Annotated in this window: 14 protein-coding genes and 1 tRNA gene; 7 read left to right on the forward strand and 8 right to left on the reverse strand. The window is 55.0% G+C overall.

Annotated features, from left to right (window positions below):
- Positions 1–9 precede the first annotated feature (9 nt).
- The gene (locus TBK1r_RS05415) at positions 10–2,415 is read right to left on the reverse strand and encodes an NAD(P)-binding domain-containing protein (RefSeq protein ID WP_145207922.1); all 2,406 of its coding nucleotides are present in this window, start codon (positions 2,413–2,415) and stop codon (positions 10–12) included.
- 163 nt (positions 2,416–2,578) lie between these two features.
- Positions 2,579–2,983: a heavy metal-responsive transcriptional regulator gene (locus TBK1r_RS05420; protein ID WP_145207924.1), complete on the reverse strand. Its 405-nt coding sequence runs from the start codon at positions 2,981–2,983 to the stop codon at positions 2,579–2,581.
- A 112-nt stretch (positions 2,984–3,095) separates the two neighbouring features.
- Here TBK1r_RS05420 and TBK1r_RS05425 point away from each other — a divergent pair, with 112 nt between their 5' ends.
- The gene (locus tag TBK1r_RS05425) at positions 3,096–4,283 is read left to right on the forward strand and encodes a mercuric transporter MerT family protein (RefSeq protein ID WP_145207926.1); all 1,188 of its coding nucleotides are present in this window, start codon (positions 3,096–3,098) and stop codon (positions 4,281–4,283) included.
- On the opposite strand, the gene TBK1r_RS05430 is transcribed toward TBK1r_RS05425, so the two are convergent.
- The 3 genes from TBK1r_RS05430 to TBK1r_RS05440 form a co-directional block, all read right to left on the reverse strand.
- Positions 4,280–6,448 carry a VTT domain-containing protein gene (locus tag TBK1r_RS05430; protein ID WP_419580998.1) on the reverse strand — a complete coding sequence of 723 codons (2,169 nt, stop codon included), beginning with the start codon at positions 6,446–6,448 and terminating at the stop codon, positions 4,280–4,282. The genes TBK1r_RS05425 and TBK1r_RS05430 overlap by 4 nt on opposite strands.
- A gap of 169 nt (positions 6,449–6,617) precedes the next feature.
- The gene (locus TBK1r_RS05435) at positions 6,618–7,481 is read right to left on the reverse strand and encodes a DUF547 domain-containing protein (RefSeq protein WP_145207930.1); all 864 of its coding nucleotides are present in this window, start codon (positions 7,479–7,481) and stop codon (positions 6,618–6,620) included.
- Positions 7,482–7,674: 193 nt separating this feature from the next.
- Entirely contained in the window at positions 7,675–8,421 is a 747-nt protein-coding gene (locus TBK1r_RS05440; RefSeq protein ID WP_419580999.1) for a DUF547 domain-containing protein, read from the reverse strand.
- Between the two features lie 1,022 nt (positions 8,422–9,443).
- Between TBK1r_RS05440 and TBK1r_RS05445 the strand changes: the two genes are divergently transcribed.
- From TBK1r_RS05445 to TBK1r_RS05465, 5 genes are all read left to right on the forward strand, one after another.
- Positions 9,444–9,737: a hypothetical protein gene (locus tag TBK1r_RS05445; RefSeq protein ID WP_145207934.1), complete on the forward strand. Its 294-nt coding sequence runs from the start codon at positions 9,444–9,446 to the stop codon at positions 9,735–9,737.
- A gap of 156 nt (positions 9,738–9,893) precedes the next feature.
- Positions 9,894–11,069, forward strand: a complete 1,176-nt coding sequence (locus tag TBK1r_RS05450; RefSeq protein ID WP_145207936.1) for a methyltransferase domain-containing protein — start codon at positions 9,894–9,896, stop codon at positions 11,067–11,069.
- A 92-nt stretch (positions 11,070–11,161) separates the two neighbouring features.
- Entirely contained in the window at positions 11,162–12,220 is a 1,059-nt protein-coding gene (gene arsS, locus TBK1r_RS05455) for an arsenosugar biosynthesis radical SAM (seleno)protein ArsS (protein WP_145207938.1), read from the forward strand.
- Entirely contained in the window at positions 12,151–13,326 is a 1,176-nt protein-coding gene (locus TBK1r_RS05460; protein ID WP_419581000.1) for an inorganic phosphate transporter, read from the forward strand. The genes arsS and TBK1r_RS05460 overlap by 70 nt, the downstream gene beginning before the upstream one ends.
- A gap of 35 nt (positions 13,327–13,361) precedes the next feature.
- On the forward strand, positions 13,362–14,687 hold the full coding sequence (locus TBK1r_RS05465) for a TIGR04283 family arsenosugar biosynthesis glycosyltransferase (protein WP_145207940.1): 1,326 nt from the start codon (positions 13,362–13,364) through the stop codon (positions 14,685–14,687).
- 47 nt (positions 14,688–14,734) lie between these two features.
- Here the strand turns inward: TBK1r_RS05465 and TBK1r_RS05470 are convergent, their stop codons facing one another.
- Entirely contained in the window at positions 14,735–15,736 is a 1,002-nt protein-coding gene (locus TBK1r_RS05470; protein ID WP_145207942.1) for a DUF3179 domain-containing protein, read from the reverse strand.
- A 975-nt stretch (positions 15,737–16,711) separates the two neighbouring features.
- Between TBK1r_RS05470 and TBK1r_RS05475 the strand changes: the two genes are divergently transcribed.
- The gene (locus TBK1r_RS05475) at positions 16,712–17,386 is read left to right on the forward strand and encodes a hypothetical protein (protein WP_145207944.1); all 675 of its coding nucleotides are present in this window, start codon (positions 16,712–16,714) and stop codon (positions 17,384–17,386) included.
- A gap of 440 nt (positions 17,387–17,826) precedes the next feature.
- Here the strand turns inward: TBK1r_RS05475 and TBK1r_RS05480 are convergent.
- Positions 17,827–17,900, reverse strand: a tRNA-Met gene (locus TBK1r_RS05480).
- Positions 17,901–18,162: 262 nt separating this feature from the next.
- Entirely contained in the window at positions 18,163–19,491 is a 1,329-nt protein-coding gene (locus TBK1r_RS05485; protein WP_419580149.1) for an IS4 family transposase, read from the reverse strand.
- Between the last annotated feature and the right edge of the window lie 54 nt (positions 19,492–19,545).

Raw genomic sequence — 19,545 nt, forward strand, 5'->3', positions numbered from 1 at the left:
TTCGCGTCGTCAGGCAACATTGCGTTTTCGAGGCTTGACTAATGGTGGGTCGATTATGGGAAGCGATGGTGATGCTTTTTGTTTCGCGACAGGCAAGTCGCCAAGGTGCAAAATCTCCATCGGGCAGCGGACGATGCATTCATTGCAGCCGACGCAGGGCGAATCTTTCAAAGTGATCGGCTCGCCTTTCAACGCACTCGATTTGATGTCGATGCCCATCTGGCAGTACTGATTGCAAACGTTGCAGTCAATGCACTTACCTTTCTCGGGAGTGATTTTGAACTGCGACCAGCGTCCCCAAAAGTTCATCCAGAACGCCAGTGGACACCACATCCGGCACCACACTCGCTGCCCCAGGAACGGATACATGCCGATCGCGACCGCACCGGCGAGTGCTGATCCAACCCACAAATTGTATTGGCCCAGCGGTCCCTCAAACCCGTAGAGATCGGCGATTGTTGCAACGGTCGCTAATGCGATAAAGATGAAGCCCATTCGCTCCATCTTGCGTGGCGTATCGCCCTTCGGTCCACGATGACGAAAACCATTCCCGACCGTTTCTGCAAGCGCTCCGCACGAGCAAATGTACGAACAGTAAATCTTCCCCCAGCGAATCGTCACCAGTGGAATCACGATGAAAGTCAGCACAGCAGCCCAAACGACACCGACGACCGCGACCGTGTGCCACCAAGCGGGATCGCCAGGCCCAACCGCTGGATCAACTTTGAAAGCGCCCATGTTCAATGGCCAGGCATTCAGCGATCGAGTGAGCAGCGGTGTCCACGGATTGCGACCAATGAACACGGCTAGGAAAGTCGGAATCCCCCACCACAAAGTCCACTGCGTCGCGATGATCGTCAGGTTCCGACGCCAGACCAGTCGGTGATTTGCCTTGATGGCCCAGTACAAACCGAAGCCCGCGATCGCGGAGAAGTAAAGCAGATAATAGAGCCCATACGCGTTACTGAAGTACTTCGGGACAACGTGATACAACCAAGTAAAGCCTGGCACGAAATAGGGCCCTTCGCCTGCTGCGGATGGATCGAGTGTGAGGACGCTCGGTGCAACCAGCGATCCCGCATAGAGCAAGCCACCAACGATCAGCATGAAGGTGGAGTGCGGTATGCTGAACAACGCAGCATGCCCACGCGCTTGCATGTTTCCATTGATAAGATTCAACGCCAGCAGACTGAGCCAAGCGATTGGCAGGACCGTTCCCGCCAGAAACGCGGCAAATCCCAATTGTGTCGACCCGATGAGCGACTCCAGTCCAGGCAGCAACAGCTTGCCGTCGCCCGCCGCATCAGGGTGCAGCACGAAGTTCTTTGAGTAGAAGTAGACGAAAACGCCGACGAGCAAACCGACGACCGATAACGCGAGTCGCTTGGCGGTCCAAACGCCGTCAAGTTCCAGTCCCATGTCCATCAGGAAATCGACCGGCGGCAAGGTTCCGATTTGCACGATTACATGATCGTTATCCAGCGTGTGCGTTTGCCCATCGACGTCGATGTCAACTTCGTCGTCGCGCACCGCTTTGAGATTACTCTTGTAGAGGATGTTGAGCTGACCGTCGCGCTCGGCCTGTTCGATCAACAGGCGGTTTTCTTCCTTGGCGCGAAACAAGTCATCGCCGCGATAAGAAAGAGTGACGCGATTGTGCGGCATCAACAGCAGTGCCGCTTCGATCGCCGAGTTGCCACCGCCGACGACCATGATGTTTGCATCGTGGTAGTCTTCGGGAGTGTGCAGGCGGTAAGTCACTTTTTGAGCGCTGTCGGCACCAGGGCACTCCAGTAGTCGTGCCTGTCCTTGCCGACCAACGGCGACCAGCACTTGCTGTGTCGGGAACGATTTTCCCGATTTCGTCTCGACCTCGAACCGCCGTTCGCCAACTTTTCGTACGCGGTCAACTTCCGTGTCTTCCTTGATGTGCAACTTCTTCTCAGCAACCAAGCGATTGACGCGTGCGAGGAATTCGTCCTTGTCCAAGTCTTCGTCGAACTCGAGTTTGCTTTCATTGCGCACGAACTGCGGTTCGGCATAGACTTTCTTACCGGGCGGAAAGCTGCGGACCGTGCTGGCAACTTTGTTTCGCTCCAGAACGACGTACTTGAGCCCCCGCTCTTGCGCTTCCATCGCGGCGGACAATCCCGCCGGCCCAGCGCCAATGATGACGAGGGCAAGCCGACCATCATCCGAGGTGGAGTCCTCATCGAATTTCATCTTCGCGATGACGCTGGCGCCCTGATTCGCGGCCACCTTCACCAGGGGTAGCCCCGTGACATCGCCGATGACATAGATGCCTTTCACGCTGGACTCGTAACGGCCATTGACGATCGGCAGGATTTCCTGCGGCGGGACCGTGGCAAAATAGGTCGTCTTCTTACGGTCCGATTTCAATGCGTTTGCAGACATCGTACCTCCCTGTACGAGCAAAATGATTTCGCCTTCTCAGCGTAATTCGAGCCAGAACATTCGCAAAACTCAGGCGTAGTGTCTGTGAGTTGGCTTACAGAGTGTCAAAATAGAGTCAGGGAGTGGCTTGAAAATGGACCCCAGTTCCCTTTTGCATCGCGCACTAGCCGCGATGCAATCCTGCAACCACATCACAGCAGTCGCTCTTCTTTTGCTGTTCGCACTGTTGCAACGCCGACTTCAGGACACGCCGAACGTGGCGAAGGTCTTTTAATCGACGTTCCGTATCGGTAAGTCGATCTTCAATCAGCCCACGAACGTTTCCACAGGTCGGCGTCCCGCCAGAGTCATCCAGAAGCAGTGCCTTCACGTCATCGAGCGTGAACCCAGTCGCTTGTGCCGCTCGGATGAATTTCAGCTTTTTAAGTGATTCGTCACTATAGAGCCGGTAGTTCCCCTGACTACGTTCTTCGGGTTCGACGAGACCGACCCGTTCGTAGTATCGAATGGTCGACGTTGGAATTCCTGCTGATTTCGCCAGTTGGCTGATGGTGAATTGACCGCTCATAACTCGCCTGTCGAAAGAAACCATGAAATGGACTTGACCTTACACCTGGGTGCAAGGTCGATAATAGAGGAAAGACAACCGTATTACACGGGATGCAAAGTAAGGAATTGCGATGAGTAATCAATCGAACACTCAAAATCGAGTCGAGTGTCCAGCCTGCGGCAAGAAGGCGAAGCGAGTCGCAACGGCTACGCTGCGAGCGTTGCTACAAGACGAGTTCGCTGGCGAGTTTGCGGCCGATGACCACTCCAGTTGTAGTTCCGCTGGTCGCGGCGATGGTGGGTGTTCACCGTTGACCAAGGACAGCGACTGGCGGTTTTGCGATTCGCAGAATTGCGACGTCGTCTACTTCGCTGAAATCGATGAACGGGCATTTACGAAGGACCATTTGCGTGTCGATGTCGGAGTCAAAGAAACGACTGGTGAGCGGCCCCTGTGTTACTGCTTTGGTCACTCCGTCGCGAGCATCAAAGAAGAGCTTCGCTCAGAAGGCGAAAGCAACGCCACAGAAGACATTCTGGCGAAAATGAAGAACCCTGGGTGCCAATGCGAGACTAAGAACCCATCCGGCTCGTGCTGTTTGGGAAGCGTCCGAAAAGGAATCAAGACTGCAAAAGGAGAACTTGAAATAGATGCTACAGATACGATAAAGACACTTGCGAAGCCATCAGGCAGCAAAGGCGAGAAAATTGCCAAGGTTGGAACGCTCGTCTCGGCGATCATGGCTTCCGCTTGCTGTTGGTTGCCGCTGGTCTTGCTGGCCGTCGGTGTCTCTGGGGCGGGGATTGCAGCAACGTTGGAAGCATACCGCCCGCTATTCATGGTTATTACGTTCGGCTTCCTTGCTGCTGCGTTCTATTACACCTACCGACCGAAGAAAACGAGCGAGACCGCTGAGGGGCACGGTTGCTGTGCTACAGATCCAGCCAGCGGTGAAGCATGCTCTGCGACAGCCACTGGCCGTTTCAACATGATGACCATGAATAAGGTCATGCTGTGGGGCGTGACCGCCATGGCGGTTTTGTTCCTGTTCTTTCCAAGCTACGTTGGAGTGTTTCTCGGCGGTGACGGGAAGACGGTGACGGACAACATGAATCGCGCGGTCATTAACGTGGAAGGCATGACATGTGAAGGCTGCTCAGCCATTGTTGCCAAGGCAATTCGGACGGTGCCGGGCGTGTTGGCAGTCGACGTCAACTATGAAAAAGGTGAAGCCATCGTCGGCACCGAAATCTGCTGCCCCGTCCCAAAAGAGCAGATTTTCGCATCGCTCCGGGACGCGGGATACACTAGCCATTAACGATTTGATGGAGATTGCACGTAACGCGGTGACTGAAGTAACAAAGCCAGCACGTTGTCGGTGAAAACGGGGTCGCTCGTTAGTTTGCGGTGGCTGGTGTGCAGGAACATGACACTAGTCCAGTGGATCGGTGAAGCTGGGCGTGTCGAGACGGCCTCGACGGGCTGATCGCTCATCAGGGCGCTGTGCCGCGTGGTCGTGTCATCACCAGGCACGCTTTTCGCTACTTCCAGCTTGCCGGTTTGAGTGTCGACGGACATTACCGCTGGCGTTGCAATCGCGTCGCCAGCGTACAGATGCAGCGTCACTCCAGGTGGCGGCGCGGCCGGGATGTCGAGTGCTTGATGCAATTGCTTGGCTTTGAGCAAGCACTTGCGCTGATGGTCCAGTGCAATGCACTCGCGTGATTCACGCTCCGCAACATCCGGCAACAACTCTTGCAAAACGGCGTCTTGGTCCGGATCGGCCAGTCCCCATTTCATCTGTCGCCACAACTCGGGATCGTAAAAGTCATAGGCTTGGTCTGGATCTTGGGCATCGACGAGCGTCTGATGACGCGGACGCGGCAGCATCTGGTAAATCGACGGCATCGTCCCCAACGCGGCCGGTGGATAGTAAGGAAGCACTCGCGATAGCTGATGTCCGTTGACCAAGTCCCGAATCGCGAATACCGAGCCGGCATTTGGCGTTCCGATCATCACGAGTCGCTCAACGCTGGCCGCGCCCGCCCAATCCAACGCAGGAAGTGAACCGTCTTCGGGCAACTGCTGCGAACCGTATCGCAAGTAATAACGTGAGAGCAGTCCGCCGAGTGAATGCGCCACAATGTCAAACTTGATCTCTGCGTCGGTGATTCCGTACCGGCTTGCGTACTCGCGGCGAATGTACTCTCGTTTTTCGGCAATGAATTTGTCAAGCAACGCTGCGTTCTCTGCGACGTCGCGCCGCCAGTCGTAGTCGAATTGGAAACAGGTGAAGTGCTCTTCTCCGTAATTGAATTCATCTGCCCTGGGGTGTGACGAATCGCGATACCCACCCACGCCGAGGGTTTGAAGTATCTGGTTGTAGGCTTGTAGCTCGACCGGAATCCCGAACACACTCAGTTCCAAGTAAGCCAGGGTCCCGTCGCTGCGAACGCGATCTCGCAATTGTGAAAGCGGAACACCTTGGCGCATTGGCAGCGATACGGCTGGAAGATCGTCCGATTGCCGCCGTCGAAAACGAATTTTGTCGTACTTTCCCCAAACGGTCTTGCCGGTCTCATCATCGACCAGTCGCGACCCCAACACTCCTGGAATCACGATCACGGGATTGCGTTCATAGTCAGGCCGCTGGGCCAGCGGGTTGTAGATCGCAGCGAGCGACGCGTTGGGTTTTTGAGCCACACAACCTGGTGCGAACACAACCATTGCAAGCACGGGCATCAACAGCCTGCTCGCACGAAGGGAATATTGCACAACGGTGTCGGCAAATCGGTGTGCAGTCATACGCTCGGACGATCGCCCGTTCACCACGAAGAGTCGTAGAAACCATGCGGAGATTCCTAATAACAGAAGCGGCCACAGGGCAGCCAGCATGCCCGTTTGCGATACTTGTCCCGCTTCGGGAACCAGCGTGCCCACGCGAACGAGCAGATAGGTTGCAGGCAACATCCCGACCTGGCTAATCAGCCAAAACTGCTTGATTGACAATCGAGAATGTCCTGCCAGCACGTTGACGGCAAAGAACGGCATCACCGGTGTTAGCCGCAGGAGTAGTAGTTCCCATTTCCCGAGCCCCGAGTTCCCAAGCCACCATTTCCCAGGTCCTGGACATATCGACTGGCACTCATCGTTTTGATGATGCTGCACATTACAAAACATATAACGGCGACTTGCAGAGAAAGCGATCGTGGCTCCGGCTGTGCTCGCGAAACTGGCGACGATGGTTCCCGGTCCAAGTCCGAAAAAGGGACCGGCTAGAACCGTCAGCAACACCGCGCCAGGGATCGCAAGTCCGGCCATGATGACATAGACGCAGCTATAAACCGCCAGTCGGATCAACAGATGAGATTCGGCTGCATTGGAAACGACCAGATGCAACGGGTCACGAGCGAACCAAGCAGCGATGGCGATCACTACCCAGACAGCGCGAAGTGTATTGTCTTTCTTCCTGATGCAAATCATCGAGGTCATCCTTGACCAAATGAAGTGTAAGTTTGGCGGAACGTTGGTTCGCCGGAGATCTAACAAACGCCGCTCAACACCTTTGCGTCTTCACGCCTTTGCGTGAGGTTTTTCAGCCTCCGGAAGGGCTCAAGCAAAGGCGCAAAGCTCGTGGAGGCATTGCCGCATATTAGCGACGTGCCGTTCGAGCGGATGCCTGATCATTCAATCCCCAGTCGTAATCAAGATGGGAGACGGAAACCGAGTTCGCGATCGCTGCATCGTAAGCTTCGCGTGAGGGCAGGTAGGGTGCAATTGTGCGGAGCTGGGCGGCTTGGTCGCTACCAAAATCTTCGCCAAACCAGTCAAGGATCGATGAGAGCTGGAACTTGCGTCCGACTGCGTCATATCGAAAGTTGCCAGGGTTCGCAAAGAAGACTTTTGTGTTGGTGGTCAGCTGCGCATCCAGTTTCTCGGCCGTATAGGCCTCGTTCAACAGCCGCGGACAACTGCGAGAGGCACAAACGATGGCGAAGTGAATTCGCGGCTCGCCCATTTTTCGCAACACTTCATGTTCCATCTGATTGAGCGAAAACGGCTGTCCGCCAACCGTCAACAACAGGTCGTCCCAAATGTTGTAGCCAATCAGTTTCGCGGTGTGATTGCGAATACTGGTCGTGGGATACTCACGGAGAATTCCATGTACGGTTACCGCGTTGTAGGCGTTGATCCAAAACGCCAGTTTCGCTGCCTGCGTCGCCTGCGCACTGGGGTTTGCTGACGAAAGGTGTCCCAAAAATGCTTCAAGTGCCTGTACGTCCGTAGCGGACTTTTTCCACCCCGCGTAATTGACGTTTCCGTTTTCATCCACGTACCGTTTTAGCAAGGCGCCCCAATTGCACGGGTCGATCTGGTCCATCGAAACTTGCTGGTTCGCAGGTACACTGGCACCAACGGTAACCTTTGGGCCGGCCAAACACGGGTTCATCGAAAGCAGCGTGAGGACACCAGTGGCCAACGCGAACATGATGTAAGTGGCAAAAAATTTTCTCATTGGGAGTGTCCGTTCGTTCATTGAGGCAACTGGAAAGAATGGATTCCGTTACGCCATTCGCTATTCAATGGCCATCGGAATGCATGTTCCGCCCAAGAGTCGCACCCGCAGACTGACGTGTCTGTGAGACACAATACAATTGCTGGTGAAATAGCGAGTTACTCCATTGCCAGCAGGCATTTCGCCGATTGAACTAGAGCTGATCTGGAATCGTGTCCGTCATGAATTCGTCCGGTGCGAACGGAACCAACTCGGGGACTTGGCACGAAGCCGCGTCACAGGAATCGCACGATTCCGCAGTCTGAAATTCGTTGTCGCCGCGCGACACCAAGTTCTTGAAGGGCTTCAGTGCGGGGGACGCGATCGAGTAAGCACGATAGGGAATTGCGGCGAGTTTCACGCCGACGGTTGGGCATTGGTCGTTGAGAGACCAGTCGTAACCAAGGTACCTGAACTTCCAATCGCAATGCTGCGACAACCATTGCCGATCTCGCTGCGGAAGATAAGCCAACACCGTCGAAACGACTTCACGATCAGTTTGGCCGAAGTCGTCTCTGTACCATTCCAAGATCGGCGACATCCGAACCGTTCGCGTGATCCGCGATATGTGAAATCTTGAATGGCTGGAGAAGAACTCACGAGCGTTATCGTCGAGTTGCCAGTGAAGCGCGTCCGCGGTGTAGGCTCGATTGCGCAGCCGAGGACACCCGCGAGCCGCACAAACGAGAGCAAAGTGTATGCGGGGATCTCCCAGCGGACGCAACACATCGTTTTCGATCCCGTTGAGCGAGCGGTAGCTTTCTCCGTCCCAAAACTGCAGGTCATCAAAAATCGCAAACTGCGTCCGCTTGCCGTCGATCCGCTGAATGCTGGCGACAGGGTATTCATACAAAATGCCCCAGATGGTCATCGCGTTGTACGCGTTGATATAGAACGCCATTTTGGCTTCTCGCCGCGACGGAAGTCCAGCATCAACCTGTGACAGCCCATGAAGGTACGCTTCCAATGCTTGCACATCGCAGCACTGGTTCCGCCATTGGCTGTAGCAAACCAACCCATTGCAATCAACGTAACGGCGAAGCAACGCGTCAAGCGGAGCATGAGAGACGTCCTCAAACGACAGGTGGCTTGCCGAGGGACCTCCGAAACGCGGCTGCGTCTGGGCGAAAGCGTTATTCCAGCATGCAAGCTGCAAGATTGAAGTGGCGAGAAAAAAAATGGCCATACGAACAGATTTGTTCTTTCGCGATTGAGTCATACTCATTTTCTTTGTCTTCATCCTTGAGCACTGGTGGGGCGACTGCATGTTTCCTCGGACTGAAAATGCATCGGTGGTGTGAGGCGACACACACAACGAAAAACCAAGCTCAAACCGAGACTTGACGATTCCGGGGAGATGGCTTGGGATAGATAGGGTGCCTCACTCGCAACACGTCGTTGGCGTGTTGGACAACACCAACTGTGAGTCACTTCACAGATCAAAAGCTCCGTTTTCTGTAAAACAATTGCCGCTCCTGTGTGTAGGCTCACACTGCAAACGGACTTGCCTAGCCGATAGGAACAAGACAGGAATTCTCGTTCCAAGCTAACCAGTGCTAAACTTTCGTAAGGAAGCCCCTCAATGTCTCGTAAATTACTCACCAGTGCGTCTGTTGTCGGCATTGCTACGTTTGGATGCTTGCTGCTTGCCGGATGCCGCCAGCCCGGAGGCTGTCACAACGGTAGCTGCTCGGCTCCTTCGGCAGGATACAGTTCACCCGCCTACTCTGCGTCACCTTCGTATTCTCAACCCGCATATCAAGGTTCTGCCTCGAGCAATTCGATGCCTTCGACTTCTTATTCCGCCCCAACGCAAAGCTACACAGCTCCTCCGCAGAGTTACTCTGCTCCGGGCGGGTCTGGGACGCGTTCTGCGCCATCTGGCGGTTCGGGCACGCGTTAAGCCATCCAGGAAGCGACAAGATGAAACGATTTAAGAGACATCGATATGGCTGGCTGATAGGTGTAGCTGCCTGCGCGTCCGTATACGCATTTGGTTTCGCCGTGCGGTCGCTACTTTTGCCCCAAGAAACGGCCGTCACGGCGGAGCCCTTTTCAACGGACGCGGACGTTGACCTGATCTACAGCCAGCACGAGCCGGTCGGTTGGGTGTTCGGTCGGGTGATCGGTTTTCAAGGCGCAGACAAGCCCATGCTCCCGCAGCGATCGTACCCGCCGATGAATGATGCACCATTGGCCTGGCCCGCGAAACGCTAGAATCGCATTGCCTTGTGTTTTGGCGACGCAAAGTGACTACGAAAAACTTTTCTTGAATTCTGTAAGGTTCTTGTAGGTCTACCGTCTTCCCTTGCGAACTGCCTCGCGTTTCTCAGTGCGGCGAACGCAACTCGCATCCGAAAGGAAGTCGGTCCTATGAAAATAGCCTTGTCCAGCGATCAACACGTCGCCGAGTCTTCGGTCTACCAGCGTTACGCCGCTGCCGCCCAAGCAGTCGAACCGGCGCTTTGCTGCCCGGTCGAATACTCGACCGACTTGCTGAAGGTGATCCCACAAGAAATCATCGAACGGGATTATGGATGCGGCGACCCCACACCCTACGTTCGCTCGGGCGAAACGGTGCTGGATTTGGGCAGCGGCGGAGGCAAGTTGTGCTACATCGCTGCCCAGGTCGTCGGTCCCGACGGACGGGTGATCGGTGTCGATTGCAACCGTGAAATGCTAGGACTCGCTCGTAAGCACGCGCCAGCCGTGGCCGAGCAACTTGGCTACGCAAACGTCGATTTCCGATACGGCCTGATTCAGGACTTGGCGCTTGACCTGGATCAACTTGCGGGCGAATTGTCAGAACACCCTGTGAATGATCCGGCAGGCTATCTTGCTCTTCGACACACCGAGGAACGCCTGCGTCGCGAGCAACCACTTGTCTCTGACGATTCAGTCGACTGCGTTTTGTCGAACTGCGTTCTGAATCTGGTGCGGCAGCAAGACCGCCGACAATTGTTCGCGGAAATCTTCCGAGTCTTGCGTCGCGGCGGCCGTGCTGCGATCAGCGATATTGTGAGTGACGAGAGTGTCCCGGAGCGCCTGCAACAAGACCCGGAGCTTTGGTCTGGATGTATCACCGGCGCGTTTCGCGAAGATGAGTTTCTAAAAGCATTCGAGGACGCAGGCTTTCATGGAATCGAGATTGTCAAACGACAAGCTGAGCCATGGCGGACTGTCGAGGGAATTGAATTCCGCAGCGTGACGGTCGTGGCCCACAAGGGTAAGCAAGGTCCTTGCTTGGAACGCGGGCAAGCGGTGTCGTACCGCGGCCCATTCAAGAAAGTCCAGGATGACGACGGTCACACGTATTATCGGGGCGAGCGGATGGCGGTTTGCGACAAGACGTTCAAGCTGCTTCAGCAAGAACCGTACACAAACATGTTTGACGCGATTGAGCCCCGCAAAGTCGTGCCGTTGGAAGATGCAGAGCCGTTCGATTGCCGGCGCAGTGCACGACGGCATCCGCGTGAAACGAAAGGACTCGAATATCACGCGACCACCGGAGCGACGGATGGCTGCAATGACGAAGGTCCGTGCTGTTAGGCCGTAGCCGACTCAGCTTTTCAGCGTCCCAGGTTTCTCAACGATTCACAGAGACGCTGGCTCATGCAATATTCCTCGACATAAGCAACAACATGCAATTATCACTCCTAAGAAAAAAAAGCGAACTTGCCAACGCAGCCATGCAGCGAGAAATCCTTGAAGGAGAAGCGAAGCCGCGACAGCCGTACTTCGACGAAAAGCTACGATCAAGCGGTCTGTCAAATCTTCGTGCAACTGCCATCGAAGTACTGCAGATCAACGTCGGTAAGCTGTGCAATCAAACTTGCACTCATTGCCACGTGGACGCCGGGCCAGACCGTCGCGAAAGCATGTCGCGAGAAACGGCTGAGCAGATCATCGCCGTCCTAGCGAACAACGACATACCGACGCTGGACATCACCGGTGGTGCACCGGAGATGAATCCCAATTTCCGCTGGCTTGTCGAGCAAGCTCATAAGCTTGGGCGCAGAGTGATTGACCGCTGCAACCTAACGATCTTGATGGCCAATGGATTCAAGGACTTACCCGAGTTTCTTGCCAAGCATGATGTCGAAGTCGTCGCCTCTTTGCCGTGCTACATGGAAGAGAACTGCGATAGCCAACGCGGCGACGGCGTTTTCAAGCGTTCGATCGACGCGCTTCGTCGACTCAATGCACTGGGCTACGGGCATCCGGGTTCAGGGCGAAAGTTGACTCTCGTTTACAACCCGACCGGAATCTCGCTGCCACCTTCGCAAGACAAACTCGAATCGACGTTCCGTGACGAGCTGAAATCGCGATACGACATTGTCTTTTCGGAACTGCACACCATCACCAACCTTCCAATCAGCCGGTTCCTTGATGATCTGCTTCGCAACGACCAACTCGATGAGTACATGCAGAAGCTGATCGACAGCTTCAATCCGGTCACGGTCGATGGCGTCATGTGTCGCACGATGATCTCCGTCGATTGGCAAGGAAACTTGTTCGATTGCGATTTCAATCAGATGTTGCACATGGGACTGCCTGCGGAACTCCCGCAACATATTTCGGATTTCGATCCCGCGAGACTTGGCGACCGCGTGATTCAAACCGGCCGACATTGCTTCGGCTGCACGGCCGGGTGCGGATCGAGCTGCCAGGGCGCGGTCGTAAAGATCGGAGCAGCATAATGATCGTCCTACTTGCTCTTATTGCCGGCATCTTGCTGGCGTACGCCAACGGTGCGAACGACAACTTCAAAGGCGTCGCCACACTGTACGGCAGTGACACAACGACGTACCGCCGAGCCCTCGTGTGGGCGACGGTAACCACTGCGGCAGGTTCGCTGACGGCCGTTTGGCTCGCTCGCGAACTACTAGAACGATTCTCTGGCAAAGGAATCGTGCCGGACGCACTCGTGGCTCAGAATGAATTCGGTGTTGCAGTCGCGTTGGCTGCAGGCGCGACGGTGATGCTTGCTAGCCGCCTGGGGTTTCCAATTTCTACGACTCACGCTCTGGTGGGGGCGATGGTCGGAGCGGCGGGTGCCTCATCGTTTGCCGTCGATTGGCATGTTCTGTCATCCAAGCTGATGGCACCGCTATTGCTGAGTCCACTGATTGCGATCCTCGTTACGGCAGTCCTTTATCAGATGTTTCGTCGAACCCGGATTGCGATGGGGATTACGAAAGAAACATGTCTTTGCAGCGGTCGCGAAGTCGTCGAAGTTGTTCCGTTGGGATCGGGCGCGATGGCAATGACGCGTGCTGAGGAGCTTTCGATCACGTTGGGGACCAACGTCAGCTGCCGAGATCATTATGCCGGTAACCTTGTGGGGATCGACGCTCGTCAGTCGCTCGATACCATGCATTTTCTTTCCGCCGGAATGGTGAGTTTCGCGCGTGGCTTGAATGACACGCCAAAGATCGCCGCGCTGCTATTGATTGTTCCAGCCCTCAATTCGCTCACCGCGTCAGTAGTCTGCGGATTGGCGATTGCCATTGGTGGCTGGTTCGGTGCGAAGAAGATCGCCGAGAAGCTGAGTCACGGCATCACTGAAATGAACGCCGGCCAGGGTTTCTCCGCGAACCTCGTCACGTCGGTCTTGGTCGTGTTCGCGAGCCGCTGGGGGTTGCCCGTATCGACTACTCATGTTTCCTGCGGCGCACTGTTTGGAATCGGAAGTGCGACAGGTCAAGCGAACTGGAAGTCGATCGGTCAGATCTTGCTCGCATGGGTCACGACCCTACCCGCTGCTGCAGCAATCGCCTGGTTCGTTTTTAGCGTGTTAACGTAGCCTTGTCCACACGCGACTATTCACGAAGCGACACGATGAAGCCACCAAACAATCGCGTCATCGTGTTCTCGAGGTATCCCGAACCAGGTGTGACGAAAACTCGCATGATTCCGGCGTTGGGGCCAGAACGCGCCGCACAACTTCAGCAGGCACTCACGAAGCGCACCCTCGCTGTCGTGAATAGCTTCGGTGCAGACCATCCTTGTGACTTGGAAGTACGGTTCGCTGGAGGCGAGTCTTCGCGAATGAGTTGTATGTTTGGAGCGGGCCTAACGTATCGTTCGCAGAACGGCGGCGACTTGGGCCAGCGATTGACCGATGCCTTTGCGACCGCGTTCAATGAGGGGGCAACGCGAGTCGTGGTGATGGGGTCGGATTGCCCAGAAATCGACTCGGCGACTCTCGACGAAGCAATCAACGCTTTGTCACACGCCGATGTGGTTCTGGGGCCAGCGATCGACGGTGGCTATTACTTGATTGGACTGAAAGCGAATCAGCCTGACCTCTTTCAAGAGATCGACTGGGGGAGCGAAAGCGTATCACGACAAACCGCCCGGAAGGCAAAGCAGTCGCGATGCATAGTTCATCGTTTGCAAACACTTTCTGACGTCGACTATCCAGAGGACTTGGTCGTTTGTCGGCGTTTTCCCGAAACATTCGACAACGTGCTTCCCCAGACTCGTGAGGGTGTGTTGTCGGTGATTGTGCCGACGCTGAATGAAGAGCGATGTATCGAACGGACGCTTAGACGAATCGCTGGACTTCCCAATGTCGAAGTCATTGTCGCGGACGGCGGCAGCGAGGATTCGACGATCGACATCGCGCGACGGATGGGTGTTACGGTCGTCATCAGCAATCCAGGGCGTGGACGCCAGATGAATGCTGGTGCTGCGGTGGCCAGCGGTGATGTACTGCTGTTTCTGCACGCGGACACCCAACTTCCGGACTCGTTTCATCATCACGTTCGGGCGACACTCGAACAAGACGCAATCGCGGGCGCCTTCTCGTTGCGAATCGACGGCGACCGTTTGGGGTTGCGATGGATTGAGCACGGCGTGAACTTCAGGTCGCGTTTCCTCGGGCGACCTTACGGAGACCAGGGGTTGTTTGTGTCCGCAAATCGGTTTTTCAAGCTGGGTGGTTTTCCGAACTGGCCGCTAATGGAAGACGTCGAGCTATGCCGCCGCTTGCGGAAGCACGGAACCATCTCGCTGGCCGAAGCCGCCGTCACAACTTCCGCCCGCCGGTGGTTGCATTTGGGAATCCTGAAAACCACGCTCATCAACCAACTTTGCATCGCCAGCTTTAACCTTGGTGTCTCGCCAGCGAAACTCGATCAGTGGTATCGGTCGCGGCGTTAGGTTTCGTAAGTTTTGAAACCATTGGTTGGGCAATGCGGAGGACTACGTCAGCGACTCGCAATCTCGGTTTCAGGTCGAAACGCATACCACGCAAACCAAAACGAATTCATCCACCGAAGTCCAGCCTCCGACTTGACGACTCGGATCGTTTGATCGTCGGCGTCGAAGGCCACGGTGAATTTTCTACCGCCGAGCGACTTTTCGATTTGCATCGACTTCCCTCCGAACGCGGAAATGGGAATCGCCAATGCGCTGGCATCGTCCCAAACTCCCAGCACACTTTCCTTCAAGGGCAACGCGTTGCTGATTGGCTTTACCGGAAACATGAGATTGGGCTGTTTGAAATAGCGTGTGTACGGACTGCCTTGGTAGTTTCGCCGGTGACCGGTTTCCGATGAGACCACGGTTGTGTTTGGATGGCGTTTTCGCCAGCCAGCCCACGTGGAAAGTTCCATCGGCAAAACGGTCAACTTCATTCTGGCAGCGGGGCCAGAAACGCCTTCGCCTTTCACCTGCGACCAGAGACTTTCCGTATCGGATCGGTCGTACATCAGTACGTTGCTGTTGTAGAGTAAGCCCGAGACGCCGAATTCCCGTTCTCCCAGCGGAGTCCGACGATCAAAGACGACTGCGGAGTCACACAGCGGACAATAGGTCACTGCGATCGGTAGCTCGCCGATGCGATCGTTGATGATTTCGTGGTAATTCAAAATGGCAAGTGGATAGGCACGCGATTCACGACCGGACACGACGCCAATCACTCGATCGCTGGCTCGCAAGTAAGTCGCTTCTGCGGCCGAAATCATCCTCGGATTGGAAAGTGAAGGAATACCGTCTTTGGGAGGGCCACCGGAGCGAATCTCTTGGACGGGAATCGTTGCCTGCCTCAAGTCAAACCCGCTACCTCCTAGTCCTCGATGCTGCACCGGCTGGGCAATTAGCTGATCGCCGTGAAAACGATCAACATGACGCTGTAACGACCATGTCACTGCGATCGCCAGCGGTGTGAAAAGCAGTAGACTGCGGATAAGTCCAGACTGAATACTCATTTCGGATTGACTCCCTTTCGACTGATCGACGTGTTAGTGACTTTGACACTTGTGTGAGATGCCTCACGGACGTACCGAACCGATGCAAGTGATACTTGGTCTCGGTAAAAGAACTTTTCCCTGTCCAGCGATGGAAACCACAATGTTCAAAAACATGCGATTGACACTTTTGGCGATGATTTTTTGCGTTCCGTTGCTCGGATGCTCATCGAGCAGCTCACCTGAATCACCCGACTCTTCGCCTGCGGCCAACACCGACGCACAGGCCGACGATTCAACGAATGCACCTTCCCAAGGATCAGGCACGTCGAACTAGGCTCGTTACCGATGGCGAAACAACCGATGTCGGGTGTGGCAGTGCGTCTTGGTGTATGTCGCTGGAGCAGCTTGATAGTAGCTTTGGTGGTACTTCGTCGTCGGTTGGTACTGCGTCGTTGGTTGGTACAGGGGAGTGTAGCTCGGGTGCGACATTGACGACGAATAACTAACCGTCGGGCTGGCGGAGACGCTGCCGCCACAGTTACCTGACGCGCATCCGGAGCCGACTGCGATTGGTGCCGATTGAACTGGGGCAACCGACTGAGGGGCGAATGACTGCGTGGGGGCGGGCGACATGCGAGGTGCTGGAGGTGCAGACATTGCCGGTGCAGAGTATCCGCCGCCGCGTGATCCGCTTTGTGCTTGCGCATCACCGCAGAGTGAGCTGACCAAAAACACGAACACAACGCTTGCACAACTCTTCGTAGCAGATTTCATCTATCGAGCCTATTCATCGAGTGAGGAAGGGAAGCCGTGCTCCCGGTAAATTCAACGCCTGCATTCTGGCCTGGCACGATTGGCGAGGTTGTGAGTGGCCTCACAGACGAGAAAACTTTTCGTGGCGAAATTTATTGGTGTAAGGAAACCACTCGCACTGCGTCTTCCTTCTGAAGATAGAAAACCAATCCATCACTCGAACTTTCAAAGAGAGAAACGATGAACCGCCTCCTTTCCCAAGCACACCTGTTGATCACCCGCCGCTTTGCGATTGGCGCGACCACACTCCTGTTCGGCTCGCTCCTCACAACCGCCGCTAATGCTCAATCGGGCACACGAACCACTCCATCCGCTAGACCCCCAGCTGCTCAGGCAGGGAGCGGCACCAAAACCAACGCCGGCGCAGTGGGACTGCAAGGCTATTGTCCTGTTTGCATCATCGACATGAAAAAGTGGGTCAAGGGCGATGCGCAGTACTCAGCACAATACGATGGCAAGACTTACCTGTTCCCTGGCGAAGAACAGAAACAAATGTTTTTGAAAGACCCCACGAAGTACACACCCATTCTTGGTGGCGACTGCATCGTCGCCTTGGTGGAGATGGGAAAACGAGTCCCTGGCAGTCTTCAATTTGCGGCATTGCACGAAGACCATCTGTATCTGTTCTCGAACGAGAAAGCGAAGAGTATGTTTCAAGCCAACAAGGAGAAATATGCTCACGCCGACATCGCACTTGGCGGCAAGTGCACGGTTTGTCGGGTCGAAATGAACAAAGACGTTGACGGCGTCGCCGAGTTCACCAGCCTCTACAAAGGAATGCGATACTTGTTCCCAGGCCAAGAACAACAACAGATGTTTAATCAGAACCCGAGCAAGTACGAAGTAACCAAGTAGAGATCGATTGAATCCACTCTGGTGGTTTCAAGATCGCAGCTTTTCTCTGTTTCTCTGTTTCGCATTACCCAGCGTACTCGGCGGTTCTCTGCCGAGACCACCGAATAAGGGGGTAGCAGAAACACACGTTTCAAAAAACCAAGTGTTTTGCTGTATCAAACCCTTTTCACGTAGTGACCGTCTGAGAGGTCGCTACGTTCGTTAACCCAGAGCGGTAGAGAAACGAAGAAACAAAGAAAACCGGCCAAGAGACGCCAAATCACCGCCGATCCCATAACCCAGGTAATGACGGGGCCAAAGAAACGAAGAACGCGACGTGGCGGTGGTGAATTCGCAAACACCGCGAAATACGGGGCAAAAACGAAAAAAGGCCGGCATGGAAACCATGCCGACCTTTCGTTCACATCAGGGTCGGAAACGCGTTTGATCGTTCCGAGAAGTTGCGGGAGCCGGATTCGAACCGACGACCTCGAGGTTATGAGCCTCGCGAGCTACCGGGCTGCTCCATCCCGCACCGAAGTTATCGTCGATCGCTTCTCTCGCGCCTAGCCGTTTCGATTCGAAAGTGAAAAATTCTTGCAGATGAAATCGTTACCGCCGGAACTGCCGGCGCGCAGCAAACGTTGGTCGCGCCGACAGACGCAAACGGAGAGGTCGTCGGTGACGATCAATCGCTCACGCGCCGGTCGCTCACGCTTCCCGCTGGGGTGTCAGCACGTGGCGTCAGCTAGTGGCGCGTGGAAACCCTCCCCTCGCTGCGCTCGACCCCATAGGCATCAAGTTAAGGAATATTCGAGCAAGTTGGGATCGCGGAGCAATTCCGCAGTTCCCGGCTTTTTCCGCCTTTTTGTTCGCTTGCAGATCGGTAGGACTCGGTTTCGGATTTTTGCGAGATATTCGCAAAGTCTTGAATGCGATACGAGGCAACTGGCCAATTCATCCATCCAATTTGCAAGCCGCTTAGCTATCTTTGCGAAGCTTAGCGATGAATTCTCGAACCAGCCCGCCAGTATGACCAACCACTGCTGGAGAAGTGCACCACAGAGGCGGACCCAAAACCGGGCCATCGAAATGGTGTCCGTGCGCCCATCCATCAGATCGATCTGGCAGTACGTTTTCCATCGCTTGAAGAGCAATTCAATTTGCCAGCGGCTGCGGTACAAAACGATCGCCTCTTGGACGCTCAATTGCTCTACTGCAAGATTGGTGGCTAAAAAGTTCCAGTCGCAAGCCGCCAAGCGGTCCTGACTCGGTGTACGGCCCTTCTTTTTCGCCCGTTTGCGAACTTCCCTGCGACGTTTCGCGGCGATTGCCTTGGGGATTCGCCATGCGATCAATCGGCAGTCCAGCGGAGTGCCTTGGCCGACTGTGACGTCGCAGTCGATCAGTGAGTCATTTTGTCGGCTCAGCCAAGCAACTAGCCCTTCGGAGTGATCGTCCACCTTGATTTTCACGTTGTAAAGCAATCGCGTCAGGAAAAAGGCTCCCCACGCTGCATAACACGAAAGGACGGCGGATGAGAAATAGCCGAGGTCAGCGATTCGAAGTGAGCCTTTCTGGAGTGGCACGACTTGACGGTTTGTTGCCTGATCGGGCGACTTCCCTGGTTCGAGTTGAATGCACTGCAACTCCCCATTGGCCAGGTCAAGTTCGGTTTGAAGCTTCACTGCAGCGGTATTGTGCTCCCCTACACCGCCACAACCTGCAAATTCTGCTGCCAAACTCGGCGGCAAGCTGATCACCGAACTGTCGATCAGCTTGACCGACGTAAATCGTTCCAAAAGCGGGGCGAGCTTCGACTCGGAGTGCATGACCTGCATACTCATCTTGGCAAACAGCGAACGAAAGAAGGCGACCAATTGATCGCTATATCGTTGCTCAACGGCCTGGGGAGAAATCGTCAGCCCCACAGAAGCAGCCATGCTGGCAATGTCCTCCTCGTTGGCGGTCGGTTTGGCTAGCATGGCCAAAATGAACGACTTCGCGAGCGTTGAGGCATCAAACTTTCGTCGTCGTTTGATGACCTTGGATTCGGCGGCAGATTGCTCGGCAAGTTCTCCGAAACTGGTCTGTAACAAAGTGGCCAATCGATCTATGGTCTTCACGGCGGAAACTCCTTCTTCCGAGGTTGTGGTGATAACTACCTCATGAAGGTTTTT

The sequence above is a fragment of the Stieleria magnilauensis genome (assembly GCA_007753675.1).
GTDB classification, from domain to species: Bacteria; Planctomycetota; Planctomycetia; order Pirellulales; family Pirellulaceae; genus Stieleria; species Stieleria magnilauensis.

What these genes read in the sequence shown, in the direction of transcription:
- TBK1r_RS05415 (WP_145207922.1), bottom strand. Translation starts at nt 2,415, where the DNA reads ATGTCTGCAAACGCATTGAAATCGGACCGTAAGAAGACGACCTATTTT.
- TBK1r_RS05420 (WP_145207924.1), bottom strand. Translation starts at nt 2,983, where the DNA reads ATGAGCGGTCAATTCACCATCAGCCAACTGGCGAAATCAGCAGGAATT.
- TBK1r_RS05425 (WP_145207926.1), top strand. Translation starts at nt 3,096, where the DNA reads ATGAGTAATCAATCGAACACTCAAAATCGAGTCGAGTGTCCAGCCTGC.
- TBK1r_RS05430 (WP_419580998.1), bottom strand. Translation starts at nt 6,448, where the DNA reads ATGATTTGCATCAGGAAGAAAGACAATACACTTCGCGCTGTCTGGGTA.
- TBK1r_RS05435 (WP_145207930.1), bottom strand. Translation starts at nt 7,481, where the DNA reads ATGAGAAAATTTTTTGCCACTTACATCATGTTCGCGTTGGCCACTGGT.
- TBK1r_RS05440 (WP_419580999.1), bottom strand. Translation starts at nt 8,421, where the DNA reads ATGGCGTTCTATATCAACGCGTACAACGCGATGACCATCTGGGGCATT.
- TBK1r_RS05445 (WP_145207934.1), top strand. Translation starts at nt 9,444, where the DNA reads ATGAAACGATTTAAGAGACATCGATATGGCTGGCTGATAGGTGTAGCT.
- TBK1r_RS05450 (WP_145207936.1), top strand. Translation starts at nt 9,894, where the DNA reads ATGAAAATAGCCTTGTCCAGCGATCAACACGTCGCCGAGTCTTCGGTC.
- arsS (WP_145207938.1), top strand. Translation starts at nt 11,162, where the DNA reads ATGCAATTATCACTCCTAAGAAAAAAAAGCGAACTTGCCAACGCAGCC.
- TBK1r_RS05465 (WP_145207940.1), top strand. Translation starts at nt 13,362, where the DNA reads ATGAAGCCACCAAACAATCGCGTCATCGTGTTCTCGAGGTATCCCGAA.
- TBK1r_RS05470 (WP_145207942.1), bottom strand. Translation starts at nt 15,736, where the DNA reads ATGAGTATTCAGTCTGGACTTATCCGCAGTCTACTGCTTTTCACACCG.
- TBK1r_RS05475 (WP_145207944.1), top strand. Translation starts at nt 16,712, where the DNA reads ATGAACCGCCTCCTTTCCCAAGCACACCTGTTGATCACCCGCCGCTTT.